Origin of the sequence: uncultured Campylobacter sp. (assembly GCF_937981295.1) — a bacterium.
Classification (GTDB): domain Bacteria; phylum Campylobacterota; class Campylobacteria; order Campylobacterales; family Campylobacteraceae; genus Campylobacter_B.
The window spans coordinates 58,837-75,674 of the sequence record NZ_CALJPC010000088.1 but is presented as its reverse complement, the minus strand read 5'-3'; the positions used below and the strand labels follow the sequence as shown (position 1 = coordinate 75,674).

At 45.1% G+C, this 16,838-nt stretch carries 18 protein-coding genes; 9 read left to right on the top strand and 9 right to left on the bottom strand.

What is annotated here, in order from left to right:
• From Q0135_RS09060 to Q0135_RS09045, 4 genes are all read left to right on the top strand, one after another.
• The coding region (locus Q0135_RS09060) for a hypothetical protein (protein ID WP_297989941.1) at window positions 1-981 on the top strand (981 nt) is incomplete at its 5' end.
• Between the two features lie 157 nt (window positions 982-1,138).
• A complete protein-coding gene (locus Q0135_RS09055; protein WP_297989940.1) occupies window positions 1,139-3,145 on the top strand; it encodes a TonB-dependent receptor in 2,007 nt (668 codons plus the stop codon).
• A 489-nt stretch (window positions 3,146-3,634) separates the two neighbouring features.
• Window positions 3,635-4,705 carry a hypothetical protein gene (locus Q0135_RS09050; RefSeq protein ID WP_297989939.1) on the top strand — a complete coding sequence of 357 codons (1,071 nt, stop codon included), beginning with the start codon at window positions 3,635-3,637 and terminating at the stop codon, window positions 4,703-4,705.
• A gap of 11 nt (window positions 4,706-4,716) precedes the next feature.
• Entirely contained in the window at window positions 4,717-5,430 is a 714-nt protein-coding gene (locus tag Q0135_RS09045) for a hypothetical protein (protein WP_297989938.1), read from the top strand.
• A 36-nt stretch (window positions 5,431-5,466) separates the two neighbouring features.
• Here Q0135_RS09045 and Q0135_RS09040 read toward each other — a convergent pair whose 3' ends face one another.
• The 3 genes from Q0135_RS09040 to galU form a co-directional block, all read right to left on the bottom strand.
• On the bottom strand, window positions 5,467-5,859 hold the full coding sequence (locus Q0135_RS09040; RefSeq protein ID WP_297989937.1) for a VOC family protein: 393 nt from the start codon (window positions 5,857-5,859) through the stop codon (window positions 5,467-5,469).
• Between the two features lie 234 nt (window positions 5,860-6,093).
• On the bottom strand, window positions 6,094-7,356 hold the full coding sequence (locus Q0135_RS09035) for a glucose-6-phosphate isomerase (protein WP_297989936.1): 1,263 nt from the start codon (window positions 7,354-7,356) through the stop codon (window positions 6,094-6,096).
• Complete coding sequence (gene galU / locus Q0135_RS09030) at window positions 7,343-8,179, bottom strand: UTP--glucose-1-phosphate uridylyltransferase GalU (RefSeq protein ID WP_297989935.1); 837 nt, start codon at window positions 8,177-8,179, stop codon at window positions 7,343-7,345. The genes Q0135_RS09035 and galU overlap by 14 nt, the downstream gene beginning before the upstream one ends.
• Before the next feature lie 70 nt (window positions 8,180-8,249).
• Between galU and Q0135_RS09025 the strand changes: the two genes are divergently transcribed.
• Window positions 8,250-8,858: a YigZ family protein gene (locus tag Q0135_RS09025; protein ID WP_297989934.1), complete on the top strand. Its 609-nt coding sequence runs from the start codon at window positions 8,250-8,252 to the stop codon at window positions 8,856-8,858.
• 229 nt (window positions 8,859-9,087) lie between these two features.
• On the opposite strand, the gene Q0135_RS09020 is transcribed toward Q0135_RS09025, so the two are convergent.
• Window positions 9,088-10,296, bottom strand: coding sequence for an MFS transporter (locus tag Q0135_RS09020; protein ID WP_297989933.1), 1,209 nt, complete (start codon window positions 10,294-10,296; stop codon window positions 9,088-9,090).
• 162 nt (window positions 10,297-10,458) lie between these two features.
• On the opposite strand from Q0135_RS09020, the gene Q0135_RS09015 reads away from it, so the two are divergent.
• The 4 genes from Q0135_RS09015 to Q0135_RS09000 all read left to right on the top strand — a co-directional run bounded on the left by Q0135_RS09015 (window position 10,459) and on the right by Q0135_RS09000 (window position 13,418).
• Window positions 10,459-10,830, top strand: coding sequence for an HIT family protein (locus Q0135_RS09015; protein ID WP_297989932.1), 372 nt, complete (start codon window positions 10,459-10,461; stop codon window positions 10,828-10,830).
• Window positions 10,827-11,645 carry a cache domain-containing protein gene (locus Q0135_RS09010; protein WP_297989930.1) on the top strand — a complete coding sequence of 273 codons (819 nt, stop codon included), beginning with the start codon at window positions 10,827-10,829 and terminating at the stop codon, window positions 11,643-11,645. The genes Q0135_RS09015 and Q0135_RS09010 overlap by 4 nt, the downstream gene beginning before the upstream one ends.
• A gap of 132 nt (window positions 11,646-11,777) precedes the next feature.
• Window positions 11,778-12,602, top strand: a complete 825-nt coding sequence (locus Q0135_RS09005; RefSeq protein WP_297989929.1) for a hypothetical protein — start codon at window positions 11,778-11,780, stop codon at window positions 12,600-12,602.
• Window positions 12,603-12,650: 48 nt separating this feature from the next.
• The gene (locus tag Q0135_RS09000) at window positions 12,651-13,418 is read left to right on the top strand and encodes a hypothetical protein (RefSeq protein WP_297989928.1); all 768 of its coding nucleotides are present in this window, start codon (window positions 12,651-12,653) and stop codon (window positions 13,416-13,418) included.
• 93 nt (window positions 13,419-13,511) lie between these two features.
• Here the strand turns inward: Q0135_RS09000 and Q0135_RS11440 are convergent, their stop codons facing one another.
• From Q0135_RS11440 to Q0135_RS08980, 5 genes are read right to left on the bottom strand one after another with little or no spacing between them, the layout of a single operon-like run.
• Window positions 13,512-13,688: a hypothetical protein gene (locus Q0135_RS11440; RefSeq protein WP_367272152.1), complete on the bottom strand. Its 177-nt coding sequence runs from the start codon at window positions 13,686-13,688 to the stop codon at window positions 13,512-13,514.
• A 14-nt stretch (window positions 13,689-13,702) separates the two neighbouring features.
• Entirely contained in the window at window positions 13,703-14,629 is a 927-nt protein-coding gene (locus tag Q0135_RS08995) for a sensor histidine kinase (RefSeq protein WP_297989927.1), read from the bottom strand.
• The gene (locus tag Q0135_RS08990) at window positions 14,622-15,275 is read right to left on the bottom strand and encodes a response regulator transcription factor (RefSeq protein ID WP_297989926.1); all 654 of its coding nucleotides are present in this window, start codon (window positions 15,273-15,275) and stop codon (window positions 14,622-14,624) included. The genes Q0135_RS08995 and Q0135_RS08990 overlap by 8 nt, the downstream gene beginning before the upstream one ends.
• 26 nt (window positions 15,276-15,301) lie before the next feature.
• A complete protein-coding gene (nrfD, locus tag Q0135_RS08985) occupies window positions 15,302-16,273 on the bottom strand; it encodes an NrfD/PsrC family molybdoenzyme membrane anchor subunit (RefSeq protein ID WP_297989925.1) in 972 nt (323 codons plus the stop codon).
• Window positions 16,266-16,832 (bottom strand): 4Fe-4S dicluster domain-containing protein, encoded by a 567-nt coding sequence (locus tag Q0135_RS08980; RefSeq protein WP_297881003.1) that lies wholly within the window; start codon window positions 16,830-16,832, stop codon window positions 16,266-16,268. The genes nrfD and Q0135_RS08980 overlap by 8 nt, the downstream gene beginning before the upstream one ends.
• Window positions 16,833-16,838: the final 6 nt, after the last annotated feature.

The following is a 16,838-nucleotide window of genomic DNA, read 5'->3' as shown; positions in this document are numbered from 1 at the left end:
TCTAACGGCGAAAATTTTAAAGTCCCGAATTCTGAAATCCAGAATTCCGAAGCCTCTAATTTTGAAGTTTCAAATTTTGAATCCCAGGATTCTGAAGTCTCAAATTCTAAGCCTTCAAATTTCGAAGCTTCAAATTCTGAAACCCTAAATTCCGATCCTGACGCTTTAAATTTAGAAACCGAAGCGGCTCTGAATTCCGCCTGTGAAAACAGCGCAGAGCAGCAAAATTTTATCTTGGATGACAGCGGCTCTTTGCAGCAGAATTCCAAGGCTAGAGATTACGATAAAGAACCGATAATCATCAAAGACCATACATATTATGAATTTATGATTTATCAATTTCCGGCGCTACTGATAGGTTTTATTATATTTTTGACTTTTGCTACCATAGTAAATCCCGTTAGTCTTAAGACTTTTCGAATGCTTCCGTCTATATTGATTTCATTGTTGACCGTAATTAGGGATAAAGACGGCATGTATTTTGAGTTTAAAAATGATAAAATTCTGTATTATTACAAAAACAAGATCCGTAAAATTTTCGAATTAAATAGTATAGGTGCGATGATAATTAGCTTTGATTGCAGACACAGTATGCGGCAAAGGATAAATTGGTTTATAAAAATAGCACTACTTCTTTGGATTTTATTAATTTTTGCCGCCGATGCATACGATATGACAATCGGCGAAAGCATAACTGATATATTGTGTATTTTTGTTTTAGCCGCATCAGGAATTTTCGGAGCAAAGGCTATTATACACCTACGCAACGGCAGCCTCGGTTTTTTCGGTCTTCACGATCAGCTTGTGCTTTATAAAGAAAACGCTGAGGTCGAGATACTAAATATCTTGATGGCAAATAAAGAGGAGTATCTGCAGCTGAGAGATTATTTTATGCAAACGATGCAAAAAGATATAAACAATCTTCAGCGCACGATGTCGATTTTCAACGAAAAGATAGAATTTAGAAAATTTAAATTCTAGCGATTAAAGGATCGCTATATATTTTTCCGAAGCGCCCTTCGGCTTGGGATTTACGGCGTAAAATTTTAACTTTTTAAAATATTAAATTTAATATAAATTTAATATTTTTTGTGATTAAATTTCGCAATCGTTTATCATAATATCCAAAGGATCAAAAATGAAGTTATCTTACGTTGTGGCGGGGGGTTTGCTATGGGGCGCCTTGATCGCAGACGATGCTGCGAGCAAGGACGTAAATTTAGGCACGATAATCGTATCGTCGAATTTTAAAAAATCTATCTTGCAAGAGCCCACGAAGGTGGAGATCGCGGGTAAAGACACTATTTTAGAAAACGGCGACATCGCAAAATCGCTTTTGAACTTAAGCGGCTTTTCGATGGAGCGCAAGGGCGGAGGCGGCAGCGAGGTTTATTACCGCTCGCAGACGGCGTCCAGACTGCCCGTGCTCATCGACGGCAGCACGCTAAACGGCGGCTGCGGCATGCGTATGGATACGCCCATCACCTACATCTCGGCGCAAAACTACAACTCCGTGCGCATCGTCAAAGGTCCGCAGGACGTCAGATATGGAGCGCTCATCAGCGGCGGTATTTTCTTCGATCGAGATATTTTAAGACTAGATAAAACGCAATTCGGCGGGAATTTTAGCGTGCTAGGCGGAAGCTTTAGACGCTTCGAAACCGTAGCCGACGCCGTCGTGGGCAATGAATGGGGCAGCTTGCAGATCTCGGGCGGGCATTATGAAAGCGGCGACTATAAAAGCGGCGGCGGACAGAAAATGCATACACACTATAAACGTAACAGCGTCTCACTCGTAGGCACGATCACGCCTACCGATTCTACCGCCATTCAGCTTAGCACGGATCTGGGCGAGGGCGAAGCGGCGTATGCGGACAGGATGAGGGACGGCGTGCAGTTTGACCGTAAGTCTTTCGGACTCAAATTTGAACAAGACGTCGGCGAGCACAAGATCAGGCTAAGTTCGTACTATCATCAGATCGATCACATAATGGACAACTTCACCATGCGTCCGGTGGTACCGGGCACGGGGCGCGGCAAGGGATATAGCATCAGCCACCCGATACGCGATATGTATGGCTTTAAGCTAGAAGGCGAGCTAAATTTCGACAATCTAACAAGCTATCTTGGCACTGGGTACTCTGAGGATGTATTTAAGTGGAGAGGCGCCGGAACGGGCGGAGCCGGCGTATCTAAAGCCGAAATGGACGCAGCCGTATCAAAGCCGCACGTAAAAGAGCGCAAGGTAACGTATAAAACGATCTACACTCAAAACGAATACGTCCTTGAAAACGACTACGGGCTTTTTGGCGGACTTAGGCTGGACGCGGGCGAGAGAAAACTGTTAAAAACGCATAAGAGCAGGAAAGAAAATTTATTTTCAGGATTTTTTAGATACGAAAAATATCTGCAAAATTTAACGCTTTATGCTGGGTTAGGGCACGCACAAAGACTACCTGATCACTGGGAAACGAACAAGGACGCGAACTTAGAGCTACGTAAAGAAAGAAATACTCAGCTGGATTTTGGCGCCGTACTGAAAGATCAAAATTACGAAATAAACGCAAATTTTTTCGTCTCAAAGATGGATGATTACATAATGATAAAATATAGTCCTATGGGCATGTCCTCAGACGCCTTTAATACCGACGCCCTGCTATACGGCGGCGAGATCGAGGGCACTACGCTGCTAGCCGATATGTTTAGGCTGGGGGCGGGAGTATCCTACGTCTACGGCAAGGTGACTAAAAACGCGGGCGGCTTAAAAGATGGCGACGCGCTGCCTAAGGTTTCGCCTCTAGCGTTTAAACTAAGCGCCGGTTTAGAAAAGCCAGACTGGTTCGTCAAAGCCGACTTCTACACTAACGCGTCGCAAAACCGCGCGCAAAAAGGCTACGGCGACGTAGGCGGCATGGACCTGGGCAAGAGCGATAGCTTTTGGACGCTGGGGCTAAGCGCGGGCTATAAATACAAAAATTATCAATTTTTGCTAGCGGCGGAAAACCTAAACGACGCCAAATATGCCTATCATAACTCAAAAGGCGGCTACGGCGGCGGTATCGCAGGCTACGAGACTATCCCCAACGGCACGAGGCTTTATGAGCCCGGCAGAAGCTTTTGGGCGAAATTTAAAGTGCATTTTTAAGGCCTAGATCGTCCGGATTTGGCGCGTTTTAGATTTTGTATCGGATTGGGCGACACCCCATTTCGGCGCACTGCGCAAGAACTGTGCGAGCTTGCAAACAGACGCTAAAGTATAGATGAAATTTGCAAGTGCCTTGAGCAGCCGAGCTCGCGCTAAATTTGTACGGCTAGGCGCGGCTTTTGTCGTCCGAGCCTTTTTTTCCGCACGGCGTTGAAGCCTCGGTGCGGCCCGCGGCGGATATGATACTTATTCGGGCGTGATCTCACGCGACAAGCGCCGGCACAGAAGGCGGTTGTGCGATTTGAGATGAAATTTGGCCCGCAGATCAGTTTAAAGCTTTGTACAAAAAGGCGGTTTCGCGGCGCCTGATCCGTCGGCATCGTTTCGGTTCGTCGGGCTTGCCTGCGCGCGACGGACGCGCGGTAAAATTTAATGAGCTTTAAGTGGCGGCGCTATAAAATGGCGCGTCCATCAAATTAAAGGCGGCAAATGGATCAAAGCAGGCTAGATGAATTAAAAAAGCCACTACAAAAGCGACATCAAGAGCCGAAGCGAGGTTTGGAACAAAATTCTAACGGCGAAAATTTTAAAGTCCCGAATTCTGAAATCCAGAATTCCGAAGCCTTTAATTTTGAAGTTTCGAATTCTAGAACCTTGAATTTCGAAGCCTCGAATTTTGAAATCCTGAATTCTGAACCTCCGAATTCCAAAGCACCGAATTCCGCTACTGATGCTTTAAATTTAGAAGCCGAAGCGGATCAGAATTCTGCCTGTGATAACAACGCAGAGCCGCAAAATTTTATCTCGGATGATAGCGGCTCTTTGCAGCAGAGCCCCAAAGCCAGGGATTACGACAAATATCCAATAATAGTAAAAAATTATGAGAGGCTGCTAATATCTACAATTACATTTTTATACGCGCCTATGATTTTAGGTGGATATATCCTAAGTATATGGGATTTAATTTTTTCAAAACACCATATATCGATGATGGAAATAGGCTCTAGCGTTATATTTGGAATTTTTATAGCGATAGTATTGAGACTTATTTATAGCAGCTGCGTTAGCAACAATAATTGCAAAATCTACTTTATGAATAATTCTATAGATTTCTATAACAACGGCGAGCTTGAGAGAAGGACCAACAATCTTCATTTAAATGATGTGATAGGCAGACCATTTTGGGGATATTGCAACGATGATAAAATTCGCCGCTTCATTTATAATATTATTATAATTTTTTCTATTGCAGCACTATCGTTTTTATCATCGCAAATTTTATTATTCTTTATTTTTTCAATACTTTCTGCAATCTTTTTGAAAATATTTTTTCACTTTTTAATTGTAGGCAATTTTAAGAATTTTTCATTCTTTTCTGCAATCGTAGTAGATTATCCGTACTATGAGCAGGAAAATACTTATTATTTAAGCTCTATTTTATCGGCAAAAAATTATTTAGTTTGCGTATATGATGCGGAAAGGCTAAACGAGATAAAAGAATGGTTTTTAATTAGAAAACATATCGATATTGATAAAATAGAAAAATATTATCTTAGCTAAAGCGAGCGGTTATGGATACAAGAAACAAAGAGGTTGAGTTTAGAGATTACGACAAAAATCCGATAATAATAAAAGACTATGCTTTTTACGACTATATGAAATATTCCACGATTGCTACGCTTATAGGATGCTTATTCTTCATCTCGGTCGTTACCGTAGTAAACCCCATTGAGCCCAAAAATTTTAGACTACTCCCTTTCGCTTTGGTAATATTTTTTACCAGGCAAAAGCAACAAAAGGGCGTCTATTTCGTATTTAACGATTCGGATATCAAATATTACAAAGAAGATAAAGCTTATAAATCTTTGAAGCTTGAACAAATCGGCGCCGTTGCGGTCAGTTTTGATCCGCGCTGGGACCGGCAGCAGAGGATAAGCATACCTGAAATGCTATTTTTGTCGCTTTGGCCTTTGGGCGCATACGTTATGCGCGGAATGCATGCGATGATCGCGCTAATTTCGATGATAGCAATTAGCCTATTCGGAGCGGGTATATTGATGCATCTTAAAAATGGCAGTTTCAGATGCTTAGGCGTCTATGACCGACTTGTGATATACGGCGAAACGGGCGATCTTAGAATTATAAATGTTTTGATTTATAGCGAAAAAGAGTATCTGGAATTAAGAGAGTATTTTATGCGCAAAACGCATATAGATTTAGATACCGTCCCACGCACCTTGTCGGTATTTAGCAAAAAGGTAAAATTTAGAAAATTTAAATTCTAATGCTCCGCTTGAAATTTTGCCTTTAAAATTTACGCTCTAATCATTGCCGCTTTCATATGCGCCGAGCTCTACGAGATTGCCGTCAGGATCGCGCAGATAGATACTTTGCATAGCTCCACGCGCGCCTGTGCGAGGCACGACGCCAAGCTCTATTTGCGCCCCTTTGCTTTCAAGCTCCGTTTTGAGCTGCTGCGCGCTTTGCCCCTCGCAGATGAGGCAAAAGTCCGCCGAGCCTGCGCTAGGACGCGCTGCAAACGGCGCAAACTCGCCCGCACGAGTGTGAATATTGATCTTTGAGGAGCCGAAGCGCAGGCTGTGTTTGCCGCCCTCGCAAACATGCTCTAAGCCCAAAATTCCTTCGTAAAATTGCACGCATTTTTGCAGATCCTCCGTAACTAGGACGAAGTGATCGATCCCTTTGATTTTCATTTCATCTCCCTGTGCGCTTGCAAGTCGCAAAATTTTTACGCCTCGCGGTGCAATCTTGGAATTCTGCCGTGAAATTCGCAACTAAATTTCAAATGCTCGTAGCAAAAAATCAAAATTCCGCGACGTAAATTTTAAAATTCTAAAATTTAGCCTAAGTAAAAATGGAGCGCGAGTAGAGCCTGGCTTTAGTAAAATTTGACCCGACGAAATTCCGTCTAGCTAGCGCCGCAAATTCTAATCCCGCGATTTCAAAACTAGCGATTTTAAAATTCTCTTGCCTACCTCGACGCCGGGCTGATCGTAAGTGCTGACGCCTAGTATTGCTCCGGTAGCGCTGGTTAGCAGCTCGAAGTAGTAAAATAGCTCGCCCACGCTCTGCTCACAAAGCTGCGAAACCTCGATTAGATCGACGCTGATACCCTCATTTAGCACAGCTTGCAGCGTAGCATCGCACTGAAGATTTAGTACCTCATCTAGTCGCATGCCGTTTACGAAGTCGCAGCCCTCAAGACCTTGCAGACTGATACCAGGTACCGCGTCCGTAGTGCCGTTGTCCGTGAGCTTTAAGAAAGTCACGGTCTTATCCTTTACGCCGTCCATTATGAGCTGAAGGAAGCTGTGCTGATCGCGCGAGCCTACAAGCCCTACAGGAGTAAGCCCCTCGCGGCTAAAGCCGATCTTTTTACCTAGGCTCTCCGCCCAGAGCTGTACGTACCACTCGCCCAATGCGCGCAGCGCGTCGCCGTAGCTAAAAAGGACATTGATTTTCGCACTTTTGTGCGTGGCGTAGTGATGGGCTTTTCGCAGAATTTTATTCTCCGCGATTTTAGCGGGATCGCCTGCTAAAATTTCATCCAGATACCGTTCTTTTGCGGCGGCAGCCCCGCGCAACATCGCGCTTGCATCAAGACCTAACCCAACTGCGGGCACTAGCCCTACTGCACTTAACACGCTAAAACGACCGCCTACGTTAGCAGGCATATTTATCACGCAGGCGCCGTGCTCACGCGCGAAGATATCAAGCGGCGAGCCCGCATCGGTGATAAAGATGAAATTTTTTGCTAGCGTCTTTAAATTTGAAATTCCAAAACGCTGCAAAACGACCTTAAAAAGCGAGATCGTTTCAATCGTGCCGCCCGATTTAGAGGATACTATGAAAATCGTGCGAGCAAAATTTAACCCTTCAAGCGCGCGGTTTACACTGTGCCCGTCGAGATTGTCTAAAATTTCAAAGCGCAAATTCTTTCTTACGCGCGGACGCAGCATCTCATAAAGCGCTCGCACGCCCACGCTGGAGCCGCCGATGCCTAAAAGCACGACCCCGTCGTAGCTTCGCGCGCTAAAAAATTCCTTCGCCTGCGCTATTACGCCCGCGCCTTGCTGCGGCAGGCGGTAGTAGCCTATCTCGCCGCTTTCGTATTCGGCGCGGATCTTTGCCGCTACCTCTTCTAGCGCACCCTCTTTTGCCGGCGGGAAAAACAGCTCATTTTTTACCATCGCCGAATTCTCGCTCGTAGAAATATTTGATCGCGTCCACGTAGCCTTTCACCGAGCCGCAGTCGAAGCGAGTGCCTTTAAATTTATATGCGATCACCACGCCGTTTTGAGCCTGTTTCAAAAGCGCGTCGGTGATCTGCACCTCGCCGTTTTTACCGGGCGCCGTCTGCTCGATGAGATCGAAAATATTGGGCGTTAGGATGTAGCGCCCGATGATGGCTAAGCTTGACGGAGCCTCGCTAGGTTCAGGTTTTTCGATCATATCCGAGACCATTATTAGATCGTCGCTGATGCTTTTGCCGGCGATGATGCCGTATTTGTTTACGTCCTGCGGCGGCACCTCCATCACTGCAACGACGCTGCAGCGGTATTTTTCGTAAATTTTAACCATCTGCGCAAGCACGCCCTCGCCGTTTTCGTTCACGCACAGATCATCTGCTAGCACCACGCCGAAAGGCTCGTCGCGGATTAAAATTTTACCCGTATAAATCGCGTTGCCGAGCCCCTTCATCTGCTCTTGGCGCGTGAAAGAGAAGGTGCAGCGCTTCATAAGCGTCCTGATCTCGTCGAGTAGATACTCTTTACTGCTGCCTGAAATTTGATCCTCCAGCTCGTAACTGCGGTCGAAATAATCCTCCAGCGCGCGCTTGCCGCGACCCGTGACGAACGCCATATTATCCATACCCGCTTCCAGCGCCTCGTCCACGCCGTAGTGAATGAGCGGCTTGGTAAGTATCGGAAGCATCTCTTTTGGTAGCGATTTGGTCGCGGGCAAAAAGCGCGTGCCGTAGCCCGCCGCGGGAAATAAACAGGTCTGGATCATAAAGCTCCTTTGATCTTTTTTTGAACTTTTATTATAATGCAAAAAAGATAAAATTCCGCAAAGGAAAGCCTTGAAAACGATTGAAAAAGAGATCAGCGCCGCACAGGAGATCAAAAAATCAAGCTTCATCGCCTATCTAGCGCCGCTAGCGAGCTTTGAGGCGCTGCGTGCGAGGCTGCGACAGCAACACCCAAAGGCGCGCCATATCGTCTGGGCGTATCGCGCGCTGAATGAGCCCGGGCAGATCGTAGAAAACTCAAGCGACGACGGCGAGCCCAAATCGACCGCGGGCGCGCCGTGCCTAAACGCGCTTCGCGGCGCCGAGCTAATTAATGCCGCAGTGCTCGTGGTGCGCTACTTCGGCGGCATCAAGCTAGGCACCGGCGGGCTCGTGCGGGCATACGCTAGTAGTGCAAATGCCGCGATAGACGCCGCTGCGGACGCCGCAGAGCTAGTGGAATTCGTGCTGCGTAAGAAGTGCATATTTTTCGTGCCGTTTGCAGCGGTGGCTAAATTTGAACATTTTTTTAAAAAATCAAGTTTTGTTTATGAAGCGAGCTTCGGCGATGCGGGAGCGGAGTTTAGTGCAGAGCTTAGCGCGGAGGAATTTGAAAATTTTAAAGGCTTTGCAGATGCTCTCGCGCCGGCCTTTAAAATGCTGCACGAGCCGAAATTTTAAAATTTCAAAATTCTATAAAATTTAAAATCTCTCCCCGGCTAAATTTGAAAACATAAGCGGATTTTGTATTTTATCACAGCGGAATTTTAAAGCTAAAGTGAAATTTCATCGTGCGAAACATAAAATCCGATAAATTTTAAAATTTTAAGAATTTCAAAATTTCGTCGTAATTTAGCTTGCAAAATTTCGCAAAAATTCCGTCCGTAAATTTCAAAATCCCATAAAATTTTTAAAATTTCACGTGCTTCATCTTAGCTTCACGCACAGGCAGGCTTAGCAGAGCCGCAATAGCCGCTAGCGTCATATCCAAATACCACATATAATCATACGCGCCGTATGCTCGCACCGCAAGACCTCCGATATATGCGCCAAAAAATCCGCCGATTTGATGCGAAAGCATCGTAAATCCAAATAGGCTTGCTAAATATCGCGTCCCTAATAGCTTACCTACGGCAGCTGCAGTAGGCGGTACGGTCGCTAGCCAGGTAAATCCTAATCCCACGCTGAAGATATAAAACGTAAGGCTATCTTTTGGCGAGAGCACATAAGCACCAATAAGAGCGATACGCAGGGCATATATGCAAAATAAAATGGCTTTACAGCGCACTTTGGAAACACACCAACCTACGAATAAGCTGCCTACGATGTTAGCGATACCAATCAGTGCGAGCGAAAAGGACGCTACCTGCGCGCCATGCCCGCTTAGTGCTACTTCGCTAGGCAGGTGCGTCACTAAAAATGCTACGTGAAAACCGCACGTAGCAAAGCTTAAATTTATCAAAATATAGCTTTTATCGCGCAGTGCCAAACGCAGAACTTCGCCTAAGCTGCGCTTATCTTCTTCATGCAGGCTGGTTTGCTCGCCAAGTAGAATTTTACTGCCTGCTAAAAGTCTCGCAAGAGGCAGAATTAACAGACTTAGCCCTGCGAGCGTAAAAAATGCGCCACCGTATCCCAAAGCAGGCGTTGCGATACAAAACCCTATCATCGGTGCAAATAAAAACTGCCCGAACGAGCCGCCTGCATTTAATACTCCGCTAGCAACCGAGCGGATAGAAAATGGCAGGCGCTTTGCCATTAGGCTCATTAGAATCGGAAAACTACCCGCGCCAAGCCCCAATGCAAGCCCAAAACCCATCGTTAATACAAGCGCGCTTTCACTACTAAATAACGGCACAAGAGTGCAACTAATCGCCAAAAGCACGCTGCCCCAAAACAGCACGACGTAGGCACCGAGCTTGTCTGCAAGTATCCCGCTAAGCGGTTGCGAAAAGCCCCATACCAGCTGCGTAGTTGCCATCGCAAAGCTTACTTGTGCGATGGATAGGGAATTTGCTTGCATTATGGGCTGTACGAAAAGACCTAATGACATACGAATGCCCATCGTAATCATCAAAATCGCCGCGGCGCATAGGATCATTGTCCAAACTGATTTCATATATATTCCTTTTAAAAAATAGAATTATAGCATAAAAATCACGAATATATCGAGATTTTATAGATATATTTAATTAATGTATTTTAGTATATTATTTATGTAAGAGGAATTTACCGAGCTTTAATGGGCTTTGCATTAAAATTCCATTTTCAAGGAGAAGCGATGATTTACGAAGACGAGATGATTTACGTGGAGCGTGAGGAGCATGAAGTGCCGTGGGTGAAGGTCTTTACGAAGGCAAAATTTAAAGAGCTTAGCGACTGCGACGAGGCGACGCTGGCGCATCTGTGGCGCGCCGTGCTTCAGTGCGAAAAGAGCCTGCGGGAGTTTTACGCGCCTGATAAGATCAACATCGCAAGCTTCGCAAACTACGTGCCGCGCGTGCATTTTCACGTCCAAGCGCGCTTTAAAAACGACAGCTTTTTCCCGGAGTCCGTCTGGGGAAAAAAGATGCGAAACGGCAAACTCGATCTGCCAGAATTTAGCCAATTCGCAGAAGTTCTAGCGGCAAATTTAAAGATGGAATTCAGATGATAGGCGCGCGCTCCAAAAAATACCTAAGCCTTTTCGCGCTTGCTTGCTGCGTCGCCACCTTTGCATTTTACCTGCGCTTTAAAAGCGAGGAAAACGAGATAAAAATCAAGCAGCAGTTCGATTTCAGCGCGAGCTTGTTTGAAAAGATCGTGGACGAAGAGAAGCTAAACGCCTTTGCGATCTCGCTGATTTTGTCTCAAAACAGCGACGTGGTGCGCTGCTTTGAGAGCGGCAAACACGGCGAGTGCATGGACGTGACGAAAAAATACAAAGACATTTTAAGCGCGGTGCCCTTCTACACGGGCGTGAAGATACATTTTCACACGCAAAACATCAGAAGTCTAGCCAGAAGCTGGAGCGACGAATTTTACAACGACGATCTGAGCTCCTTTCGCCATTCGCTTTTGCAGATCCGCCAGAGCTTGCTTCCCAAAGCGCTTGTGGAGATGGGGCGGTGCGGGGTTTTTATGCGCGGAATTTCGCCGGTTTTTAGCGACGGTAAATTTATCGGAAGCGCCGAGATAATGCTCGATTTCGAGCACGTCATCGCGCAGATCAACCGTATGGGAAACGATATTTTTATCCTCGTAGATAAGAGGTTCGAGACCGACTGCTTCTACGATAAAATAGGCGTTATCAAGGACTTTATCGTCGTAAACAGCGCGCCGGATTACGACGTTTTGTCGATTTTGGCGACGCTTGATTTTAGGGCGCAGAGTTTTATCAAAAAGGACGGGCATTATTTTTACGTGCGAGCATTTTCGGACGAAAACGGCACGAAGCTGGGCTATATAATTTTGCACCGCGAAGGCTAGCGGCGGGATTAAATTTAGGCGCCTGTCGCTTGTTTGTTTCGTAGCGGCAGCGCGGCGAGCGAGCGTTTTAAATTTAATCGCAAGATCGCGGAAATTTACGCTGAAATTTTAAATTTTAAAAGGAGCGTCGGTATGAAATTTTATAAATCTCTTAAATTTAAAGCGCTAGCTGGCGTGCTGCTTCTTATAATAATACTTTGTGCCGTATTTATCCGCATAATCCCCGACTACTCCACCTCGCGAGGCTTCGCTTTAGTTACTATCTTTGGCTACAACAAATACAAGCAAGGATACTGCCTCAAAGAGGATAGAATTTTACCTAAAGAGGAGCGATTTAAGCGCGGAATTTTAGATCTTTTAAATAGGCGCATGCTGTTTCAAGCCGTCGTTACTGACAAATGCTACTATGTATACCACTTCGATAATTGTAATTACGGCAATAGAGAATCTGCCGTTAAAGTAGGTTTTTATGAGACGGATAAATTTAATAACGATGATTGGTTAGAGGTTCTGTCTAAAGAATACGATATAGAAAAACGCAAAAATCAAGCCGCTTGGCCGTATAGAAGTATTTTTGTCGAGAAATTTCAAATGAAGCCGGTAAATATCGCAGAAAAGTTAAAAATAAATTTAGATGGCAGATCAGCCGGTTTTGAGGAGCCTATAGTAGAATACGGCGGTTTGCGCGAGTATATTTTATACTTCGATAAAAGCTTTATATTGTATGATAATTTTGAATTTAGATATGCCACGATTACGATATACGAAGGAGATACCATAAAAGATTTGTCAGAAGGAAAACAATATTATGACAACACCATAGAAAATGAATCGCGCGAAAAGAATTATTATTTAAAAATCGATACATGCGGCAATAGCGATTTTAAAATTTATAAAAACAATGTCGAAGAAATAGCGGATCGTTTGGTAAGAGAGGATTTGTTTAAAGGCGGCTGAAAAGCTGAGTAAACAACTGAAATTTTAAATTTTAAAAGGAGCGTCGGTATGAAATTTTATAAATCCGTTAAATTTAAAATGCTAGCTGGAGTGCTACTTCTGGCGGCGATACTCTGCGCCGTATTTATCCGCACAACCCCCGATTACTCTACTTCGCGAGGCTTTGCGATAGTTTCCCTCCCTGACTACAACAAATACAAGCAAGGATACTGCCTAAAAGAGGATAGAATTTTGCCGAAAGAGGAGCTGTATAAAAGGGCGATAGGGCAGTATTTGGATTATGATCTAAAACTAGATCAAATGATCGATGATTATAGGGCTTATAATTATGGTAGTCCTTGGCGTAGCTCATATGAAATCGCATATTATGAATTAGAAAATATAAATTTATCGAATTGGTTTGAGGTATTGCAAAAGTATTATAAAGAGGGGAAAACGACCGAGGAGATACTCATAAAAGAGCTAAAAGCCAAAAAAACCGATCCTAAAAAATATCTAAAAATATCTTCAGATGGCGCAGGTTTCGGATTTGATAGGCCGATAGTGCTTATTGATGGTGATGATAAAACAGTTATAGCCGATTTATTATTAGATAAATTTGTTCTAATTAATAAAAATTACTTGCGTTATAATCACAGCGAATACTTATATAATAGAGCAAAAATCGATGTTATTACTAAAAAATATTATGAAGATAGGAGTAAAGTAATATTATTTGATACAAAAAAAGAGGGTACGGAATTTGACAACTGCGGAAATCTAAATTATCCATTGGAAAAATATTATTTACGCAGCAGAGAAGCAAAAGGTGGCTGAAAGGCCACGCTAAAACAAAATTTTAAAAAGCCCTAGCCGCGCGAATTCTACTTCTAAATTTTAAAATTTGCGTCTAAATTTAGCGCGCCCGTTTTAATCCAAAAGTTTCTGCTTAAACAGCGGGATTTTGTAGCAAAAGGTGCTGCCCTCGCCGAGCTTCGAGCTGACGCTTTTTGCGATGCCGTAGCGCTTGCAAATTTTATCGATTATGTTTAACCCGAGGCCGAATCCGCCAAGAGCCGCGTTTTCGCGCGAGTATCTATCCCAGATCGCGCTCGTATCCTTTATGCCGATGCCGAATCCTGCACGCTAAAGACCGCTATGCTCACCCCTTTTTCCAGCCCGATGATGATCTTGCCGCCGGGGCGCGAGTATTTTATGGCGTTGCTTAGGGTGTTATCGATGAGGCGCATAAGCGAGGTCTCGTCCATAAAAATGCTCACGTCGGGCGCTATTCGCGATTGTAGGCTTATGTTTTTGCTTTTTGCGACCAGATAGATGAAATTTATCCTAGCGCCCAAAAACTCGCTCATATTGATGCGGCGGCTCTTTAAGCTCATCTTGCCGCTTTTGATGAAGTACTCCACGTCCTCGTAAGTAATTACCATCTGCTTGAGTGCGGATTTGATACGCGCAGTGTGTTTGTCGCGCAGCCCAAGCATCTCGGTATTAATGAGTGCGACGCCCAGAGGGGTCTTTAGCTCATGCATCGCGTCGTTGAAAAACGCCTTGATGAGGTTGCTTTGCTGCGCGTAGAAATTTTTTATGATTTTGTAGTTAAACAGCGCGATGATGAGCGCTACGAAAATCGTGATAAAGATCGTAGAGATCGCGATAAATTCTATCTTTGCGTAGCTTATCTTTTTTGAGATGACGAAAAAATACAGCTTGCCCTCATGCAGAAAGTGGCGCTTAAAAAATACCCGCCCGCCGAATTTCAGCGTAATAAATGCAAAATCGGGCGGCTGGACGCTTAAGTTTGATCTTAAAATTTCGCCGTTTGCGTTTAGGATCGCGTAGTCGTAGATTAGCTCGTCTTTTAGATTCAGATCCGCGCCGGCTAGGGCTTCGCTGCTTTTTTGTATCAGCTCGGCGACATCGGCGCTCTCCTCGATTTTGGAATTTAAATAGATGATATAAAGGCTCTCGCTTATAAAGGCGCCGATGATGAAAATCGCGCTAAAAAGCGTAAATTTAAACCCTTTAAGCATTGATCTTATATCCGAGTCCGCGGCTGGAGAGGATGAAGTCGTTGCTCGTTTTGGCGCGGAGGTTGCTGATATGCACGCGCACATCGACGCTGCCCGCTTCGCCGTCCCATACGTCGGCGATGAGTTCATCGACGCTTACGAATCTTTTGATATTGGCGAGCAGAAATTCTATGATTTTAATCTCTTTGGCGCTTAGCGATATCTCTTCGTCCGCGCGCTTTAAAATTTTTAAATTTGCGAAGTAGTGAAATTTATCCGCGATCTTGACGGCGCCCTTTTCGTCGCCGAAATACTTTCGCATCAGCTCGCTTACTCTAAATTTAAGCTCGGCTAGGTGGAAGGGCTTTTTTAGATATTCGTTGCAACCAAGCTCGTAGCACTGACTTAAATCGTCAATGTCGCCGAGTGAGGTCATCATCATCACGGGGGTGTTAAGACCGAGGTTTCGCGCATATTTTAGCACCTCTTCGCCCGAAACCTCCGGCACCTTGATGTCTAAAATCAGCAAGTGGTAGGTATTTGCGGCGATCTTATCACAGGCCGCGTCGCCGCTTTCGCATTCGTCCACCTCGTAGCCAAGCTCCTGCAGATACTCGCTTACGCTGCTTCTGTATTCAAAATCGTCCTCTAAAAGTAAAATTTTCAAACTCACTCCCTAAATCGGGAGCGAAACTACGCTCCCGTGCAAATTTGCCCCGCATATACGATGTAGTAGCGAAGCAGAATGACGCCGCAAAGCACGACGAAAGAATTTAAAACTATAAACGCAGGCTTGTAGGCGTGGTTTTTCAGCGCCGTAAAGGCGATGATGATCGGAGCGATGAGCCCCGTGCCTAAAACGCCGATCCAGAAAATTTTACCGTAAACCTCGTGCGTCAAAGCCTGCTGTGCCGCAAGCGCGCTCGTGCCGCCCTCGAAATACATCCCGACAAATAGAATGAATAAAAGCGGGATCTCAAAGAGTATCGCGCGCAGATCAAGCACCAAAAGGTATTTTATGCTATCTTTGTTTAACGAGCCTTTAAAAAACAGAAGTCCCACTAAAATGCTCGCCGCGATGCCGCTGGAAAAGCCGGATAGCAAAAATAAAATCGGCAGCACCGGAGTATTCCAAAGCGGAATTTTCATCACCGCGCTTAGTAAAAAGCCCGTATATGCGCCCACGCAAAGAGCAAGGATAAATAAAACCCGCTCGAATAGTTTGGATGCTTTGGCAAACGAGCTTAGTAAATTTACGATAGGTCGCAGGAACGCAAGTAGTTTAAATTTGCAAATTTCCTCGCCGAAGACGCACAGCGCAAATACAAAGCTAAGCGGCACGTAGATTAAAAGAACCGCCACACCGAGGCTCATTACAGAGCCGAAGTTAAATTTGATCAGCAAAAGATAAAAGCTAAGCGGCTTGCCAAGATCAAAGATCAAAAGCAAAAGCCCCGCGCAGATCGTGATCGGCGCCGTGATCGCACCCGCTCTAATCATCGCATCCCAGATGGAATTTTGCTCACTTTCGTGGCGGTTCCATTTAACCAAAAGCGCCACCATCGTCGCCCCCGCGCTAAGACCCGCCAAAAATAGATAAATCGCAATCGGCCAAGGCCAGTAAATTTCAGAGTATTGGCTCATATCGCCCCACATATTATTCATAGCGTCCTCCTTTTTTGTTTTTGATATTCGCTAGACGCGGCTTGGTGTTTAGATATGCTTTTGGATATTCTACGCTTGTTTTGGCTAGCAGCTTGCTTACCTCGGAATTTACGTCATTTACGTCGCCGAAAGTTAAAGCATCTGTTGGGCACACGCTTACGCAGGCGGGCTGTAAGCCTTTGCTAGTGCGGTTAGTGTAGCAAAAGGTGCATTTGCCGATAGCGTGCGTGATAGGATCGACAAATCTAGCGTCGTAAGGACAGGCCAGGATGCAGTATTTGCAGCTGACGCAAAGCCTCTCGTCTATGAGCGTTACGCCGTCTTTGGTTTTAAAGCTCGCTCCCGTAGGGCAGACATCCACGCAGGGGCTATCCTCGCACATAACGCAGCTGGCGCGCGAATAATCTAGCTTTAAATTTGGAAAAACGCCGCTTGTTTTGCCGTGCACTTGCAGCCTATAAACGCCGCTAGGCACGCCGTTTTCGTTCCTGCACGCAACCGAACAGGCTTGGCAACCTATACATAAATTTTCGTCGTGAATCATTATGAGTTTTTTCATAACCGC